Genomic DNA, 17,459 nt, shown 5'->3' on the forward strand with positions numbered 1-17,459 from the left:
GCGTTAGGGGGTATCGGTCAGGGGATGGCGAGACGTTGAGGGAGTCGGCGCAGAATCGGCATCGGCGAGTTTGAGGTTCGGCCCTCGGAGGAATCGCGCCTCGTTTTGCTGATTTTCACGTTGCGCCCTGGCTTCGTCTTGCAAGGCACGAGCATAACGGGCGGGATCCTGATCGGGAGTCGGCGACCGCGATCCCACACGTGGCTCGCAACCGGAACCGAGGCTCAGGACGATTGCCAGGGCAGGAAGACACCGGAAGATGTTCATGCCTAATTCATCCTCTCAGGGAGTGTGACCGTGATCTTCGAAGTCACTCTTCTGGCAGGGATTGGGCCGCCTTCCCCAGGGCGGCTGCTTCCGCCTCACGAGCCTCCCGCTCGGTCTGTTCTGCCTGAGCAATCGCTTGCTCGTACGCGGCAGGATTTTCGTCGGATCGTGGCGAACGATTCCCGCTCCCGGCAGCATCGCCACATCCCGAGGCGCCAAGCCCCAGCAGGATCACACCGATCAGGCCAACCTTTGAGGTTCGATCATTCATGAAGGCAAATCCTTGAGGATGCGAATTGCGAAACGACCGAGGAATCAATACTGGTCGGACGAGATCACTTCACCCGCCGCGACCGTGGACAGTGCGGTGTAGGCCAGCGGGTTGATCGTGTCCTTAATGAATTTCACGCTTCCGTCACCAAACAAGAAGTTCGCTCCCCCGGGATGCACGCTCCGGAAGTTCGGCAAGGTTTGCCCGGAAAGCGTGTTGGCAGGAGCGAAATGATCGGTTGTCGAAGGATATCCGCAATCGTTCACGCCGTAAAAAGTCCCCAGTCGGTCGGTCGTTTTGCCCATCAACCCCCCGACGATGTACTCCGATCCCCAGCTTCGTCGACGACCAAACGCCATGAACATCACGTTGTCGAAGTGCTGAGCCTGATCGAACTGTTCCAGGGGGACGCAGACCCGGTTCTCGGCAAAGCCCACGGCAACGAACGGGTTGGCGTCGTTTCCGCCAGCGGCCTCACCCATGAGCATCGTCTGGCTCGTCCCGTCTCGTACGTCCGACAGCCGGGTGAAGACGTCAATTCCCGACATGCCTCGGAGGTTCCGGTTCAGAAAGGGTTGCGAAACGTAGTTGTCGGACCCGGCGCTGAACACGTAATCCGTCACCGCAACCTGGCTCAGTTCCCAGGAAACCGCCCCGAATTGAAAGGTCGATCCCACGTCGCCCTGCGTCCGGTTCGACGGGCAGAGGAAGGTGCTCACCTGCGTGGCAATGCCCGTGGTCTGATCGGGGAGCGACCATCCGAAATAGGTTCCGATCCCGGCGGCGTAGAGCCCCTGATCAAAGTTGAAGGCCGACGACAACGCCGACTGTTCGAGGAAGGGCAAGATCGAATGAAACCCCGTGAAATTGCCGTAAACGCGGCCAAACCCGCCGTGCATGGCCGCCGGGAAGACCTGATTGGTGCTCTCATAATTGTGCAATGCCAGACCAATCTGCTTGAGATTGTTGACGCATTGCGCCCGCCGAGCCGCCTCTCGGGCCGACTGGACCGCCGGAAGGAGCAGGGCAATCAACACCCCGATGATGGCAATCACCACCAGCAACTCGATCAGCGTAAAACCGCTTCGATGACGCGTCCAACGTGTGTTCATCGTGTTGATTCCGAGGGATCACTTGGGGATCTGCTTGAATCATCTTGGGTCGTTGCGTCATGCAACGCCCACCCTCGGGACCGTGATGCAACGGCTCCTGAAGCCTCTACCGGCCTGATCGGCCCGGGAGGCACGCCGCCGGGGAGTGGTCCCGCATCCTCCCGGAACAACCGGGCCGGATGCCTCCCCGGCAGTCGTGCCGGCCGTCACGAAACCGGATGGCTCCGGCAGCATGACGGTGGCTCAGGGGTCGACACGCTCAAACCTCGTCTCCGCGTGTCGCGTGTGTCGATGAAGATGACCGTTCCTCACCAACGCTCCGGGATGCTCACAATCCGGCGGGACCAGCACCGAATCATTTCACCCCGAACGATGACATTGAGACTTCGTCTCAACAAAACTCCTGAAGAAGGGCCTCCGGAGCGCTCCCCGAGAGGCCAACATCGGGTTCGAAACCGTCATGGAACGCGATTGCCTTGCGAACGTCTCCCAGCCACGATGTCATCGCAGCGGAAACGCCCCAGAGCTCACCGCAATACTGAGACTCAGTCTCAACGAGTTCGTACGATACGATCCTTCCCCCTCCCCTGTCAATGAGGGAGTTCCTGAGATCGGAAAAATGGAGGGGCGATGGCGTCCGAAGGCTCGGGGGGGAACGGTAGACAGGCCAGGGCTGATAACCGGTGGGGCGGGGATCAATAAAAAACACCACGCCCGACCGAGGTGGGTTTCTCGATCGGTCGTGGTGGGATGAAGGACGATGCGACGGCTCATGAGGATGGGACCATTCGTGGGTCAACGATCCCCACGGACTTCCTCGCCCGGCGCGGCCTCGGCGTCTTGCTCCTCGGTGGCTGGGGAAATTTTTCGAGGTCGTTCATCAGCTTCGGCGATCGCCCAGCCAAGCCGGTACGCGGCTCGGGAAATGCGAATAGCCTTCCCCACATCCGCCTTTTCGAAATCATCTCCGGGGCGGTGGTAATCGTCGTGGATTCCGGCGAAGAAGAAAATGACCGGAATCCCCAGGCGGGCGAAGTTGAAGCTGTCGGTTCTGGCGTAGAACTGGTCGGCGTCAAAGTCAGCTTCCATCCCTTCCAGATCAAGCGCGGCGATGGCGGCGGGAATGATCGTCGAGTAGTCGGGATGCTCTGGAGAAGGGGTAAGGCTCACCCGATTCGGATCGTTGCGCGACACCATGTCCATATTAATATTCGCCACGACTTCGAATCCTTCGGGCAGCGTCATGTGCTCACTCCACCAGCGCGAGCCGAGCAACCCTTTTTCTTCGCCCGAGACCCAGAGGAACGCAACCGAGCGTCGGGGCCTTGGTCCCTGGGCGATTGCCTGGGCGACCTCCAGCAAGGCACTGGTCCCCGATCCGTTATCGTCGGCTCCGTTGTGGATCTCATCGTTGACCACGCCCACGTGATCGTAATGGGCGCTATAAACGACGACCTCGTGCTTGAGCTCCTCATCGCGACCGGGGAACATGCCGATCACGTTGCGGTCTTCGATCAGCTCGACCGTGCTGGCGAAGGAAAAGCGGGCCCGCGTGCCGTCGAGTTCTCGGGGGGTGAGGGGATCGTCGGCCAGCGTGAGCGACTCATGGATCGCATCGCGGAGATGGTCTTCGAGGAACAACAACGGGGTCCCTTCGTTGGACGATGCGCCGAGCGTCATCGAGCGGCGGCCGAACATCCGGAGGGCGAAGGGGTTCGACTCCGCGTAGGGACGAGGCTCCTCGGCATCGAACGGATGAACGACCAGCAGGGCCAGCGCTCCTCGCTCCCGGGCCGCCTGCAGCTTGGTGAACGAACTGGCCCCAGACACCTGAGCATTGCGGCGGCCCTGATCTTCCGGCTTCTCTCCGGGAGGAAGCCCGTCCAGGACCAGCACGATTCGGTCCTTGACCTCCACCGCATCAAAATCATTCGGCTCATCACCGGTGCCGGTTCGCCCGTAGCCGAGGAAGACCACCGGAGCCTCGATCGCTCCCGGGGCCAGATTTCTCGGGACCAAAATGAAATCGTCCTTGACCTTCCCCGCGATTTCTCGGACTGCACCATTCTGTTCAATGGTGAGGGTCAGCTCGGTTCCTTCGAGTTCTGGGGTCGTGAATTCGAGCGGGAAGTGGGCAAAGTAGGTCGGGGTGTCGCCGTCGAGGTCACCGACGGGCTCGGCTCCGAGGGTTGAAAGGCGGGTTGCGAGATACTCCGCGGCGATCCTGATCTCTGGGCTGGCCGTGTCTCGCCCCTTCATCAGGTCGGACGAGAGAAATTGCAGGTGTCCGGCCAGTTCCGGCTCGATGATGGTTTCCGTCGCAGGAGCCGCCTCGACCAGCGCGGCCGGTTCGGAAACGACGGGGGCATCCGCTCGGAGCGGTTCGAAGGGGACGCAGACCCCGAGGACGAGCGCGAGACGGGGTAACACTGGAACGTGCATCAGGGGTGTTTCACTCCGGTTGAGATGACGGCGTCGAGAATCCGAAGCTCCTAGGATATCGAGCGGTTCGGCTGTTCCAACAGTCCCCGGCCGCAATCATGACGCATTGGTGAAGACCGGAACGGGGCGTGGTGGCCCCGGCACGGTTCGGCTAGGATAAGGGCCAGCACCGGCCGTCGAGCAGGTATCCCTGATCCTTTCCTGCGGGAGGGCGGCCGATCCGTCTGGAGAATTCCGGCTCATGCCCGTCAGCTTCGTGATTGACATGGATGGCGTGATCTATCACGGCCACCGCCTGATTCCCGGCGCCCGAGAGTTCGTCGATCGCCTTCGGAGCGGGGGGCACCCCTTTCTCTTTCTCACCAACAACAGCCAGTGGACCCCTCGCGATTTGAAGCACCGATTGGAGCAACTGGGCATCGGGGTCGAGGACTCGGCCTTCCACACCTCGGCGCTGGCCACTGCCGAGTTTCTCAAAACCCAACGGCCCGGCGGCTCCGCCTTTGTGATCGGAGGAGCAGGGCTCACCAATGCCCTGTACGAGGCGGGATACCATCTCACCGAGCGCGATCCAGATTACGTCGTCGTGGGCGATACGCGCCGCTATGACTACGAAACGATCGAGCATGCCATCCGCTTGATCCTCGGCGGAGCGAGGTTCATTGCGACGAACCCCGACCTGACCGGCCCTTCCGAGGCCGGCCTGCAACCGGCCTGCGGCGCCCTGGTGGCTCCGATTGAACTGGCAACCGGACGCAAACCGTATTACGTGGGCAAACCGAACCCGTTGATGATGCGGACCGCCCTGCGCAAGCTCGGCGCTCATTCGTCCGAGTCGTTCATGGTCGGCGATCGCATGGACACCGACATCATCGGCGGCACCGAGACGGGGATGCAAACGATCCTGGTTCTCTCGGGCGTCACCGATCGGAATGAGATCGAGTCGTTTCCGTATCGACCAACCTTCGTCTTCGAGTACGTGGGACACATCCCGGTGGATCAGCTCGTCGCGCAGCAGCGCGAATCGTCCGAATAACCCCGACGGGAGCCCTGGACATCGCCCCCAGAGGGTCTTGCAAGTCCCAATGCATCCGGCGGAGGCCCGATTCCCCGTGGTGTGGGGAATCGGGTTGAGAGCTTCTGGTCGACGCCTCTCAGCTCGCGTCGAGCGCGAAGCCGTGTTGCTCGCGGTGGTAGGGACCGTCGTACTGCTTCGACGACTTGTAGAGTTCGAAGCGGCCGTCCCCGGCAACCTGGACGTACTCCTCTTCCAGGGCCAGCCGCTCGGCCGGGTCGAGGGGGACGAAGTTGCGGATCATCTCCAGATCTTGCTGGAGAATTTCCGGCGAGTCGATCCCGCAAACCAGCGTGGTGATCGGCAGCGACCAGACATAGCGGCGGCATTGATCGACGGTTAAGCCGGTGTTCGAAGGGATAATCCCCCCCTTGATCTTCGGACCACCGCCCAGGCTCTTCATGCCGATCGCCGCGATGCCTCGCTCGCGGAGTACGGGCAAGACCTGATGCTGGAAGCTTCGGTAGCGACCGTCGAGAACCGTCAGGGGCATCTGGACAGAGTCCCACTCGAAGCCCATGTCGAGCATCTTCAGATGGATCGACGGGTCCTTATGCCCGGTGAACCCGATGTAACGGACCTTGCCCTGCTCCCGAGCCTTGCGTGCGGTTTCGATCGCGCCACCGGGAGCAAAAATCCAATCAGGATCGTTGTCGTAGTTGATTTCGTGAAATTGCCACAGGTCGATCCGGTCGGTCTTCAGGCGTCGAAGACTCTGTTCGAGTTGCTCCTGAGCGGTCTTGGCGTCTCGGGCGCAAACCTTCGTCATGAGGAAGGCCTTGTCGCGGCGTCCCCCTTCGGCAATGGCCTTGCCCATGCGTTCCTCGGAGCCGCCGTCGTGGTAATCCCAGGCGTTGTCGAGGAAGGTGATCCCCTCATCAATCGCTTGCTGAATCAGGCGAATGTCATCCTTCTCGTCATTGGCTCGGCCAACATGGTGGCCACCGAGGCAGATGGCGCTAACCTGCTCGTTGGCATGGCGGCCGAAGGGTCGCAGGGGAACTCCGCCGTCGTTTTTCGGCGTACTCTGGTCGCGAGCCGCCCCAACGATTCCTGCGGTGGTCAGCCCCACGACACCTGCCTGAAGAAATGCACGACGGTTCTGATTTGGCTTCGGTTGCATGGCGATTCCTGAATTGTTCCTCGGTGATGTCATGCGATCCGGTCGAGCGGCCCGGCTCGACCCGATCGTTGTCGGTTGCTGCCCTCATGGTGTCCTCATAAAACCGATGCCGCAAGGCCCATGCCGAGCCAGCGGCACAGGTCTTGCAATGATTTTGGAATGTTGCGGGAGTTGCGTTCTGGTGATGCGACTTCGAGGAAGCGTCCTCAAGCGATCGGTGGAGATCGTGAGTCGGATGCGCCTCAACACACACTCACAAAGGAATGAATCATGTCAGACGAAATGCGACGTCCCGATCCGACCGATATTCTTGCGGTTCGAAGTCGGGTGAGCTGGCAGGCCATCTTTGCGGGAGCAATGGTCGCGGTCACCTTCTATGTGGTGTTGATGTTGCTCGGACTCGCGCTGCTGGGCGAAGCGGTTGCTCGCAATGCTCAAGGAACGCAAATTGGTTTCGGTACGGCCATCTTTACGGCCATCACGCTCCTGATCTCGTTCTTCTTCGGCGGTTGGGCCACCAGTCGCCTGGCCGTGGGAGAGAGCAAGCTTGAGGCCGTGCTGTATGGCCTCATTCTTTGGGGATTGCTCTTCATCGGCATGCTGGCCCTGCTCGCCTCGGGCGTCCGCGCCGGCTTTAGCGGAATGGTCGGCGGCGCCACGGGTGCTTACACAGACAGCCAGGTCGCTGCGCCTGGCACGAATATTGACCGGATGGCCGGCTGGATGGAACAAGCTGGATTCTCGGACGAACAGGTCAGCCAGTTCCGCACCTTTGCCGAGGACCCGGCCAACGAGGTGAATCGCGAGCAGGTGACCCGAGTGTCTCGGGAAGCGGCCTGGTGGTCCTTGCTGGGGGTCTTTGTCTCGCTCGCCGCAGTGATCTTCGGATCACTCGTCGGCTCGGGAGAACTTCCCCTTCCCGTCCCGGTGATCGGAGTGAAACGGACCACCCTGGTCACCCGTCGTTAACGGTTCGACCATCGCTGCCGAAGCAGCGGCTTCTGTGCCACGCCCCGAGTCGATCGGGGCGTGGCATCGAAACGCTCATCCTGGTCACTTCTTGACGACTCGACGTTCTTCTCCGACGTGTTGAGGATCCCTCCCTTGGCAGATCGAACTGTTCGCCTCCGGATGAACGATCCGGTGATTGTGATCGTCCTGATCCTGGCGGTCATCGCCTTCATGTATCTCGCGGCCGAGGTCCTTCGTCCGCTGGCGCTGGCGGTCCTGTTCAGTATGGTTCTGGCCCCGATGGCCTCGTGGCTCGAACGCCGGGGAATCCCCCGAGCCCTGGCCACCGCGGCGTGCGTCCTGGTGGTGCTGGGTGCGCTCGGCGGAATCAGTTCGATGGTCTTCATGCAGTTCGGACAACTCGCGGAAGAAGTCGTTGCTCAAAGCGATGAGATCAAGCTCAAGGTCCGAAGCCTGTTTCGGGGCCAATCTCCCTCCGCTGTCGGTCAGGTCGGTCAGGTCGTTGAGGAAGTCACCCGAGAAGTCATGGAGGAGGAGATTCCCGAGGACTCGGAGGACGGCCCCCCGAGCGAGATCGTCCTTTCCGAAACGCCGGCTCCCCCTGGATTCAGACTCCCCGAAACCAGCCGATCCACCCTTCAGGGCGATCCGATCATCCCGGTCGAAGTCGTCGATCGTCCCTCGATTCAGGACCGCTTTCGGAACGCGGTCGGCCCGTTGCTGGGACCGGCGGCCATCTTCTTCCTGGTCCTCATTCTCACGCTCTTTATCCTCCTGACCCGAGACAACCTGCATGCTCGCCTGATCCAGGTCATCGGCACCAGTCACGTGAGCCTGACCACCCGAACCCTTGAGGAAGCCGGCCAACGGATCAGCCGTTACCTGACGATCTTTTCCCTCTACAACGCCACCTGTGGCGCGATTCTCGGCCTGGGGCTCTACCTGATCGGGATTCCCTATGCCGTCCTCTGGGGGTTCCTTGCGGCGGTCCTTCGCTTCATTCCTTATGTCGGGCCGTGGTCGGCCTTCGTCTTGCCACTGGCCTATTCGATCACACTCGGTGAGGTCGGTGACGGCTGGCAAGAACCGCTCCTGGTCATCGCCCTGTTCGGCACCCTCGAAATCATTTCCAACTCCATCCTTGAGCCGATCATCTACGGGCGCACGGCCGGCATTACCGCCGTCGGATTGCTCGTCATGGCCATGTTCTGGACCTGGCTCTGGGGTCCGATCGGGCTCTTGCTCTCAACCCCACTCACGGTCTGCCTGGCCGTCCTCGGCAAGTATGTCCCCGCGCTCAATGTCTTTGCGACGATGCTCGGCGAAGATGTGGTCCTGGAACGCAACGCTCAGTATTACCAGCGACTCCTGGCACAGGACTCCGACGCGGCCTACGAGGTCGTCGAGGAAGCCCTCGATGACGGGTTCTCCCTGGAACGAATCTTCGATGAGATCCTGATTCCCTCTCTCTCCCGCGCCGAGTCCGATCTGGCCCGAAGCGTCATTGAGGAATCGGACGAGATTTTCATCTGGACCACCACCCGCACCATCCTCGACGATCTCGAAGCTCGGGAGGAGGGGGAATACCGGGCCGATCTGGTTCCGTCGAAATCCCGAGCAAGCGGCAAGGTGCTGGGCATCGCCACCAACGACGCCGCCGATACGATGGTCCTCCGGATGGTTCAATTGTCATTGCGACCGCTCGGCATCCCGGTCGAGATCATCAATGCGTCCAGCTCTCCGCTGGAAGCGTCCGAACACCTGTCGGGATCAAAAAATCAGATCGTCCTGCTCTCGTACCTTCCGCCGGTTGGGCTAACCTCGGCCCGCTATCTGGTGCGTCGGATCAAGGCCCTCGACCCGAAGCTCCCCCTCTGGGCAGGCCGTTGGGGAGAATCCGGGGGAGAGAAGGCCCGCAACCGCCTCACCAAGATGGGGGCCGACCGCGTCGTGTTCAGTGTCGCGGAGGTCAAGGAGCACCTGCCGAAAGCGATCGATGGGCTCCGAACTCGCCCCCCGAGCGACCCGAAGCCCAGCGCCGAGGCAACCTCGTTACCCTGATCGGTGAACCTACCGGCCAGCCGGGCAGGCTCGTTCCTTCGAATCGTGGTTCCGATCAACCCCACGCAACAAACCTTCGGAATCGGTTATGATGGAACCTTGCCTGGCTCCGAACGACATCGCCTTTCGACGGCCCCGGAGTCACTCGGCAAGCCCTACCCGACCGACCGGAGGCGAATTCGATGCGCGTGACCCTCGACTACGGACGCACCGGCCTTGAGGTCGAGCTGCCCGACGACCGGGTCATCGGCCCTTTGGAAATCCAGGACGTTCCCCCGCTCGACGACCCCGAAGCCGCGGTCGTCGCGAGCCTTGAAGTTCCCATCGGCTCCCCTCCGCTCCGCGAGGTCGCCCGGGGGAAGAAGACGGCCTGCATTCTCATCTGCGACATTACCCGACCCGTCCCGAACGAGCTGATTCTTCGACCGACCCTCAAAACCTTGCTCGAAGCCGGGATCGCCCGCGAAGACGTGCTAATCCTCGTCGCCACCGGCCTGCACCGGCCCAGCACCGAGGCCGAGCGGGTCGAAATGCTCGGCGAGCAGATCGCCCGTGATTATCGGGTGGAAGACCATCACGGCACCGTGCTCGAAGAACACACCTTCCTCGGCACGACTCCGAAGGGGGTTCCCGCCTGGATCGACTCCCGCTACGTCAACGCCGACCTGAAGATCGCCACCGGGCTGATCGAGCCACACCTGATGGCCGGCTACTCCGGCGGTCGCAAGCTCATCTGCCCCGGCATCGCCGCCTTCGAGACGGTCAAGATCTGGCACGGCCCCGACTTCCTCGAACACCCGAAGGCCGATTGCGGCTTCCTCGACGGAAACCCCGTCCACGAGGAGAACACCCGAATCGCCCGCATGGCCGGCTGCGACTTCATCGTCAACGTCACGCTCGACAAGCAGCGCCGGGTGACGTCGGTCGTCGCGGGAGACATGGAGAAAGCCTTCCTCGAAGGGGTCCGGTTCATCGAGCACGTGGTCACGGCCAGGGTCCGCGAACCGGTCGACGTGGTCGTCACCAGTTCGGCCGGCTACCCGCTCGACACCACCTTTTACCAGGCGGTCAAGGGGATGACCGGTGCCCTGCCGATCGTCAAGCAAGGCGGCACCATCATCATCGCCGCCAGCCTGACCGAAGGGATCGGCAGTCCCGAGTTCCAGAGCCTTTTCCGCGAACACGAATCGCTCGACGCTTTCATGCAAAAGGTCCTCGGCAAGGAGTACTTCGTGCTCGACCAGTGGCAGCTTGAAGAACTCGCCAAGGTCCGCCGCAAGGCCCGCGTGAAGATCGTCTCCGACGGCCTTCCCGCCGCCACCCTCTCCGAGCTGTTCGTCGAGCCCGCCGAGTCGGTCGAATCGGCCGTCTCTTCCTCGCTCGCCGACTACGGCCCCGACGCCCGCGTCGCCGTCATTCCGAAGGGGCCGTACGTGCTCGCCACGGTCGGAGAATGACCGTCTCCACGGGTGGGTCCGCGCAGCGAGACCCACCCGTCGATCGTCTCGATGAGCCCCTGGTCCAGGTCCGATCGCTCGATTCGTCTCAAAACGTCGAGGGCATCCCGGAGCCTCCTTCCCATGCAGCACCGCTCGCTCGATTTCCGCGACGCCGACGCCGTGATCGCCGAGATCCGCCACTTGCAACACGGCGGTTACACGAAGCTCGGGAAGTGGAACCTCGCCCAGATGTGCGACCACCTCCGCCAGACACTTCGCATGGGCCTCGACGGCTCCGATCGCCGCTTGCCCTGGGTTGTCCGCACCCTGGTCACCGGGCCAATCTTCCGCCGTGTCATCAAGACGCGACGAATGAAGTCCGGGATTCCCGTTCCCAAAGAACTGGTTCCCACCAGCCCCGACGGCCCCGACGATCCCGCCGCCATCGATGCCTGCATTGCCACCTTGCAGGAGGCTCGGGACGCCTCCGGCCCGCTTCCCAAGCATCCAGTGGCCGATCTCACGGTCGATCAGTGGAAGCAGTTGAACTGGATTCACTGCGCCCACCACCTGGGCTTCCTCATCCCACACGCCCAGCCCGTTGCGGAAGCCCCGTCCGGCATCGAAACCGCCTCCGGCCCCCCTTGATCAATCTGTCTCGGAGCGACTCGACCAGGCAAACAAGGTGATGGGCGTCCCTTCCGGATCAACCAGGCGAACCTCTCGGTATTGTTCCTCGGTGTTGTCGCTCGGCTCGCTGACCGACACGCCGAGCCTCTGCAACCGAACCCGATCGGCGTCCGGGTCGTCTACCTGGAAAACCAGGCGACAGCCTCGGCGTCCCTCCTCCGATCGCTTCAACGCCAGGCGCCCCCCGCCGGGAGCCTCCAGCAACACAAATCCCTTCGGCTCGTCTCGCAAGAGAATCCGAAGGCCCAGCACCTCGGCATACCACCGAGCGATCCGATCGGGGTCAGCCGTGTGCAACTCGGTCATGAACAACGTCATCGGCCCCTCGTGACTGCACTCCGATTCCCCCCGCCCCATCGGTTGCCGTTGACCGTCCGGGCAGGATAGCTAAAATCTGCCTCATCTTACGCAATCAACTGATCGATCCGCCGCACCCGAAGGTCCGAGGATGTCCGAGGAGAAGCAAGACGACCTGGAAGCCGTCCGCCTGGAGAAGCTCCGGCGGATCGAGGCGCTGGGAATCGACCCCTGGGGTCAGCGGTTCGACGACCACCTGGCCATCTCCCAGGTCCGCGCCCGAGAGCCCGAGGCCGCCCAGCCAGGGGACGAAACCCCCGGCCCCCGCGTCCGGATCGCCGGCCGGATCATGCTCCGCCGGGTGCAAGGGAACGTCCACTTCCTCGACCTCCGCGACTGGACCGGGCGTATCCAGGTCTTCCTCGGCAAGAAGCAGGTCGGCCCCGACGCCTGGCAGCTCGCCAAGGAACTCGACCTCTCCGACCTGATCGGTGTCGATGGCACCCTCGGCTTCACCAAGACCGGCGAGCTGACCGTCTTCGCCGAGTCGATCACCTTCCTCGGAAAGAGCCTCCTCCCACCTCCCGAGAAGTGGCACGGCCTGACCGACGTCGAGGCGCGCAGCCGAATGCGCTACCTCGACCTGTTCAGCAACCCCGAGAGCCTGCAGACCTTCCTCGGCCGCTCCAAGATCGTCTCGACCATCCGCCGAGTGCTCGAACAACGCGGGTTCGTCGAGGTCGAAGGGCCGACCATGCAGTCGATCGCCGGAGGAGCCGCCGCCCGGCCCTTCGTCTCGCATCACAATGCGCTCGACCTCGACCTGTTCCTCCGCATCGCCCTCGAACTGCCCCTCAAGCGCCTGCTCGTCGGCGGCATGGAACGGGTCTTCGAACTCGGCCGTGTCTACCGGAACGAGGGGATCAGCCGCAAGCACAACCCCGAGTTCACCATGCTGGAGGCCTACCAAGCCTATGGAGACTACCACAGCATGATGGACCTGACCGAGGCCCTCATCTGCGGTGCCATCGACGCCATCGACGGCAACTACCAGCGCACCATCCACGTCGGCTCCGAAGGGGAGATCGCCCCCACGACCGTTGACTTCACCCCCCCCTGGCCTCGCAAAACCTACAACGAGCTTGTCCAAGAACATGCCGGTGTCGATCCGACCGACGCCGATGCCGTAAAGGCCAAGGCCGAATCCCTCGGCCTCGAAACCAAGGGGAAAGATCCCGTCGTCATCCTCGGCGAGCTGTTCGAGGAGGCCGTTGAGGACAATCTGACCGGCCCCGTCTTCGTCATCGACTACCCCGCCCCCCTCTGCCCGTTGACCAAGCGGAAGGCCGGGCACCCCGAGATCGCCGAACGCTTCGAGCTGTTCGTCCTCGGCATGGAGCTGGCCAACGCCTACACCGAGCTGAACGACCCGAACTTGCAGGAAGATCTCTTCCGCTCGCAGCTCGCCGGGCTTGCCGAGGACGAGTCGATGGCCAAGATGGACGACGACTTCATCAAGGCCCTCAAGCACGCCATGCCCCCCGCCGGGGGACTCGGGATCGGGATTGATCGCCTCTGCATGCTCCTGCTCGACAGGCCGAGCATCCGGGACGTGATCCTCTTCCCCTTGCTCCGCCCCCAAAGCTCGGGAAGCGGCGGCGGCTGAGTGTCCTGTTCGACAATGATCGGGCGGATGACCGATCGTGGACGCCTTGATTGACAGGCTGGCGTAAGGAGACGCCCGACCATGTACAAGTACCTGCTCTGCTGGCGCTATCTGCGCACCCGGTACATCGCGCTGGCGAGCATCATCAGCGTCATGCTCGGCGTGGCGACGATGATCGTGGTGAACTCGGTCATGGCCGGCTTCTCGACGATGATGCAGGAGCGCCTGCACGGCACGCTCTCCGACATCATCATCGAGTCCTTCAGCCTCAACGGCTTCGACAACCCCGACGAGGTGATGGCCGCCATCCAGGAGGCCGTCGGCGACCGCGTCGACGCCATGGCACCCTCCCTGCAACTGTTCGGCTACGCCATGATCCCCGTCGGCGGCGGCGAGCACCTGACGCGCGAGGTGCAGATCATCGGCGTCCGCCCCGAGGACCGCGCCAAGGTCGGCGACTTCGCCCAGTACCTGGTCCACCAATCGCGCCCCGGGCAAGACGAACTTCCCAGGGCCGAGCCGACCTTCCACGTCCCCGACGAATACCGCCTGAACACTTACGCCGGACAGGTCTACCAGCAAACCGACCCCGATGACCCTTTCATCGGCCTCCTCGAGCAGGACATGGAATCGCTCGTCCCGGCCGACGGCATGATCCTCGGCTACGCCATCGGCACCGTCCACCGGCCCGAGACGGGCGAGGACATGTTCATCGCCCCCCAAGGGTCGAAGGTCATCCTCCACTTCCCCTCGGCCGGCCGCACCCCCGAGGCGAAGACGGGCGAATTCACCGTTGTCAGCTACTTCAAAAGCGGGATGAGCGAATACGACTCGATGCAGGTCTACGTCCCGATCGACCGCATCCAGTTCCTCCGCGGCCAGGATGGCTTCGTCAACCAGATTCAGGTGAAGGCGAAGCCGGGGACCGACCTCGACACCCTGGCCCGAGACATCCGCCTGGCGATGGAAGGCAAGTGGCCGACCCGCTTCCTCGTCTCCACCTGGGAGCAGAAGCAAGGCCCCCTGCTCGCCGCCGTACAGGTCGAGCAGAACATCCTCAACATCCTGCTCTTCTTCATCATCGCCGTGGCCGGGTTCGGCATCCTCGGCATCTTCTCGATGATCGTGGTGGAAAAGACGCGAGACATCGGCATCCTCAAGGCGCTCGGCGCGTCCGATTCGGGCGTTCGCGGCATCTTCCTCGGCTACGGCCTGACGCTCGGAATGGTCGGTAGCCTCGTCGGCATGACCGGCGGCCTGCTGTTCGTGAAGTACATCAACGAGATCGAGAAAGGGTTAAGCACGATCACCGGCCGGAAGGTCTTCGACGATTCGATTTACTACTTCCCCGAGATCCCGACCCTGGTCGAACCGTTGACCGTGGCCTGGATCGTCGTCGGCGCCCTGGTCATCGCCGTGGCCGCCAGTGTCTGGCCGGCCCAGCGGGCCTCTCGGATGCATCCGGTGAAGGCCCTTCGGTACGAGTGATCGGTTCCATCCCCCCCGCTTCTGCACGACCTGTTGTGTGCCCGCGGTGCGGCGAGCGCATCGCATCCCCTTCCTCCGGAGGCCCCGATGGTCCCCCATCTCTCGACGCTCGGCCTGTCCAAGTCGTACCGCAAGGGGCGCGAGTCAGTCCCGGTGCTCGACGAGGTCGATCTGGAGATCGACCAGGGAGAGTTGCTCGCCATCGTGGGAGCGAGCGGATCGGGCAAGAGTACCCTGCTCCACCTGATCGGCCTGATCGACGGCGCCGACGGCGGCCAGATCGAACTCAACGGCGAGCGGATCGACAACCTGCCCAACCGTCGCCGCGATGCCCTGCGCAACCGCACGTTCGGCTTCATCTTCCAGTTCTACCACCTCCTGCCCGAGCTGACTGCCCTGGAGAACGTCCTCATTCCGTTAACGATCCGCTACGGGCCGCTCGAATATCTGGCCAAACGCCGGAGTTTCCGGATCGAGGCCGAGGCGATGCTCGACCGCGTCGGCCTGAGCCATCGGATCACCCACAAGCCGAACGAACTCTCCGGCGGCGAGATGCAGCGGGTCGCCATCGCCCGGGCGCTCGTGGGGGGCCCGTCCGTCCTGCTCGCCGACGAACCGACCGGCAACCTCGACGCCAACACCGGCCGAGAGGTCCTCGACCTGCTCCGCGACTTGAACCGCGAACGGGCGCTCACTATGATACTCGTCACCCACGACCTTGGGATCGCCTCGAAGGCCGACCGGGTTGTGCGGCTGGCCGAGGGACGGCTGGAAGAATGGTCCCCGGTCCTCGCCTGATATCCCTCCCCACATTTGATTGACGTCCACCGCGGGGCCTTGGTCCGACCCTGGCCCCCCTGCCCGCTCGTCGAGGAGCCCCGCCATGAGCCTGAAGGTTTCCATCAACGGCAAGCTCTTCGACAAGGCCGACGCCAAGATCAGCGTCTACGACCACGGCTTGCTTTACGGCGACGGCGTCTTCGAGGGGCTCCGCTCCTACAACGGCCGGGTCTTCCGCCTCGAAGACCACATAGACCGGCTCTATGCCTCGGCCCGCGCCATTCATCTCGAAATTCCGATGGCCCGCTCCGAGCTGGCCGAGGCGGTCATCGAGACCTTGAAGGTCAACGACCTGACCGACGCCTACATCCGGCTCGTCGTCACCCGGGGGGCCGGCAGCCTCGGGCTCGATCCCCGCCGGACGTCCGACCCTCAAGTCATCATCATCACCGACACGATCTCGTTGTATCCCGACGAGCTGTACGAACACGGCCTGAAGATCATCACCTCCGGGACGATCCGCAACCACCCGGCGGCCTTGAACCCCCGGATCAAGTCGCTGAACTACCTGAACAACATCCTGGCCAAGATCGAGGGCACGAATGCCGGATGCCTCGAAGCCCTGATGCTGAACCATCAGGGGCACGTGGCCGAATGCACCGGCGACAACATCTTCATCGTCCTCAAGGGGGTCATCCACACCCCTTCGGTCGATTCCGGGATCCTGGAGGGAATCACCCGCCAAGCGGTCATCGACCTGGCTCGCGAGATCGGCCTGACCGTCATCGAGCGGACAATGGACCGGCACGACATCTACACCGCCGACGAGTGCTTCCTCACCGGCACCGCCGCCGAGGTGATTCCCGTCATCGATTGCGACGCCCGCCCCATCGGCGACGGCCACCCCGGGCCGATCACCAAGGATCTGCACCACCGCTTCCACGCCCTCGTCCGGGGCGAGGCCGAAGCCTGATCATCCGCTTCGTCGACTGTCTCCCTGCCCCGATCGTCTCATCCATGACGCAATCAGAAACAAGACGACGGGGCCCATCGCGATCAGAATCGCTCCCAGGCCGATCATGAGCCATTGCCAGGCCATGAGCTTCCTCCCTATTTCAACAGAGTCACCTCGGCCCCGATCCGAACAGGCGGGGCTCTTGATTCCGCCGGGACTTGGCCGCATCTTAGATGCCAGGTCCCGGCATCGCGCCGTTCGGAATCGGAGGTGGAGGCCGAGACTCCCCGGCCCTCGGTGGTCCCATGCTTCAGATTGATCGAATTCTCGCCCCGACGGATTTTAGCTCCCACTCCGAGGGCTCGGTTCGCTTTGCCTGCGAACTGGCCGAACGCCTCGGAGCCGAGCTGCATCTGATCCACGTCCTCTCCGATGTCGTCGTGCCCGCTGGGCCCGACCCGATGCTCATCTCCAGCATGCCGCCGGAGTACTATCGGGAAATCGAAGATCAATCGCGCCAGACGCTCGATTCCCTCTGCGCCCCCGACTGGCCTCGCCCTGCTCAGATCGTGACTGAGGTGCGCTGGGGTGATCCGGTCGATGAGATCAACGCCTACGCCACCGAAAAGGGGATCGACATGATCGTGGTCGCCACCCACGGCCGAACCGGGCTGGCCCACGTCCTGCTCGGCTCGGTCGCCGAACGAATCGTCCGCGAAGCCCCCTGCCCCGTCCTGACGATCCGAGACAAAAAACCCTCCTGATCGACGAGTCAAGGCTCCCTCCCCGATCCTCCCCTGACCCGCTCCGAGGGCCCGCCC

The 17,459-nt window shown here is 63.0% G+C and carries 16 protein-coding genes; 10 read left to right on the forward strand and 6 right to left on the reverse strand.

All coding sequences use genetic code 11. The features are described from left to right. Positions 1–3 precede the first annotated feature (3 nt). The 4 genes from GA615_RS03185 to GA615_RS03200 all read right to left on the reverse strand — a co-directional run bounded on the left by GA615_RS03185 (position 4) and on the right by GA615_RS03200 (position 4,092). Positions 4–267 (reverse strand): hypothetical protein, encoded by a 264-nt coding sequence (locus tag GA615_RS03185; RefSeq protein WP_152049816.1) that lies wholly within the window; start codon positions 265–267, stop codon positions 4–6. Positions 268–310: 43 nt separating this feature from the next. Then, positions 311–538 (reverse strand): hypothetical protein, encoded by a 228-nt coding sequence (locus tag GA615_RS03190; RefSeq protein WP_152049817.1) that lies wholly within the window; start codon positions 536–538, stop codon positions 311–313. A 44-nt stretch (positions 539–582) separates the two neighbouring features. Then, the gene (locus tag GA615_RS03195) at positions 583–1,650 is read right to left on the reverse strand and encodes a DUF1559 domain-containing protein (RefSeq protein ID WP_152049818.1); all 1,068 of its coding nucleotides are present in this window, start codon (positions 1,648–1,650) and stop codon (positions 583–585) included. A 795-nt stretch (positions 1,651–2,445) separates the two neighbouring features. Beyond that, positions 2,446–4,092 (reverse strand): M20/M25/M40 family metallo-hydrolase, encoded by a 1,647-nt coding sequence (locus GA615_RS03200; protein ID WP_152049819.1) that lies wholly within the window; start codon positions 4,090–4,092, stop codon positions 2,446–2,448. Positions 4,093–4,333: 241 nt separating this feature from the next. On the opposite strand from GA615_RS03200, the gene GA615_RS03205 reads away from it, so the two are divergent. Further along, entirely contained in the window at positions 4,334–5,128 is a 795-nt protein-coding gene (locus tag GA615_RS03205) for an HAD-IIA family hydrolase (protein ID WP_152049820.1), read from the forward strand. Positions 5,129–5,246: 118 nt separating this feature from the next. Here the strand turns inward: GA615_RS03205 and GA615_RS03210 are convergent, their stop codons facing one another. Continuing rightward, positions 5,247–6,290: an aldo/keto reductase gene (locus GA615_RS03210; RefSeq protein ID WP_152049821.1), complete on the reverse strand. Its 1,044-nt coding sequence runs from the start codon at positions 6,288–6,290 to the stop codon at positions 5,247–5,249. A gap of 270 nt (positions 6,291–6,560) precedes the next feature. Between GA615_RS03210 and GA615_RS03215 the strand changes: the two genes are divergently transcribed. The 4 genes from GA615_RS03215 to GA615_RS03230 all read left to right on the forward strand — a co-directional run bounded on the left by GA615_RS03215 (position 6,561) and on the right by GA615_RS03230 (position 11,410). Then, entirely contained in the window at positions 6,561–7,259 is a 699-nt protein-coding gene (locus tag GA615_RS03215; protein WP_152049822.1) for a hypothetical protein, read from the forward strand. 135 nt (positions 7,260–7,394) lie between these two features. Then, the gene (locus tag GA615_RS03220; RefSeq protein ID WP_152049823.1) at positions 7,395–9,323 is read left to right on the forward strand and encodes an AI-2E family transporter; all 1,929 of its coding nucleotides are present in this window, start codon (positions 7,395–7,397) and stop codon (positions 9,321–9,323) included. Between the two features lie 182 nt (positions 9,324–9,505). Then, the gene (larA, locus tag GA615_RS03225; protein WP_152049824.1) at positions 9,506–10,780 is read left to right on the forward strand and encodes a nickel-dependent lactate racemase; all 1,275 of its coding nucleotides are present in this window, start codon (positions 9,506–9,508) and stop codon (positions 10,778–10,780) included. A gap of 123 nt (positions 10,781–10,903) precedes the next feature. Then, positions 10,904–11,410: a DUF1569 domain-containing protein gene (locus tag GA615_RS03230; RefSeq protein WP_161602140.1), complete on the forward strand. Its 507-nt coding sequence runs from the start codon at positions 10,904–10,906 to the stop codon at positions 11,408–11,410. Here GA615_RS03230 and GA615_RS03235 read toward each other — a convergent pair whose 3' ends face one another. Beyond that, a complete protein-coding gene (locus tag GA615_RS03235; RefSeq protein ID WP_152049826.1) occupies positions 11,411–11,770 on the reverse strand; it encodes a VOC family protein in 360 nt (119 codons plus the stop codon). Positions 11,771–11,900: 130 nt separating this feature from the next. On the opposite strand from GA615_RS03235, the gene lysS reads away from it, so the two are divergent. From lysS to GA615_RS03260, 5 genes are all read left to right on the forward strand, one after another. Continuing rightward, positions 11,901–13,415: a lysine--tRNA ligase gene (gene lysS, locus GA615_RS03240; protein WP_152049827.1), complete on the forward strand. Its 1,515-nt coding sequence runs from the start codon at positions 11,901–11,903 to the stop codon at positions 13,413–13,415. Positions 13,416–13,496: 81 nt separating this feature from the next. Next, on the forward strand, positions 13,497–14,903 hold the full coding sequence (locus GA615_RS03245) for an ABC transporter permease (protein WP_152049828.1): 1,407 nt from the start codon (positions 13,497–13,499) through the stop codon (positions 14,901–14,903). An 87-nt stretch (positions 14,904–14,990) separates the two neighbouring features. After that, positions 14,991–15,701 carry an ABC transporter ATP-binding protein gene (locus GA615_RS03250; protein ID WP_152049829.1) on the forward strand — a complete coding sequence of 237 codons (711 nt, stop codon included), beginning with the start codon at positions 14,991–14,993 and terminating at the stop codon, positions 15,699–15,701. A gap of 85 nt (positions 15,702–15,786) precedes the next feature. Beyond that, complete coding sequence (ilvE, locus tag GA615_RS03255; protein ID WP_152049830.1) at positions 15,787–16,656, forward strand: branched-chain-amino-acid transaminase; 870 nt, start codon at positions 15,787–15,789, stop codon at positions 16,654–16,656. Between the two features lie 287 nt (positions 16,657–16,943). Beyond that, positions 16,944–17,402, forward strand: a complete 459-nt coding sequence (locus GA615_RS03260; RefSeq protein ID WP_152049831.1) for a universal stress protein — start codon at positions 16,944–16,946, stop codon at positions 17,400–17,402. Positions 17,403–17,459: the final 57 nt, after the last annotated feature.

The organism is Tautonia marina (assembly GCF_009177065.1).
Classification (GTDB): Bacteria; Planctomycetota; Planctomycetia; order Isosphaerales; family Isosphaeraceae; genus Tautonia; species Tautonia marina.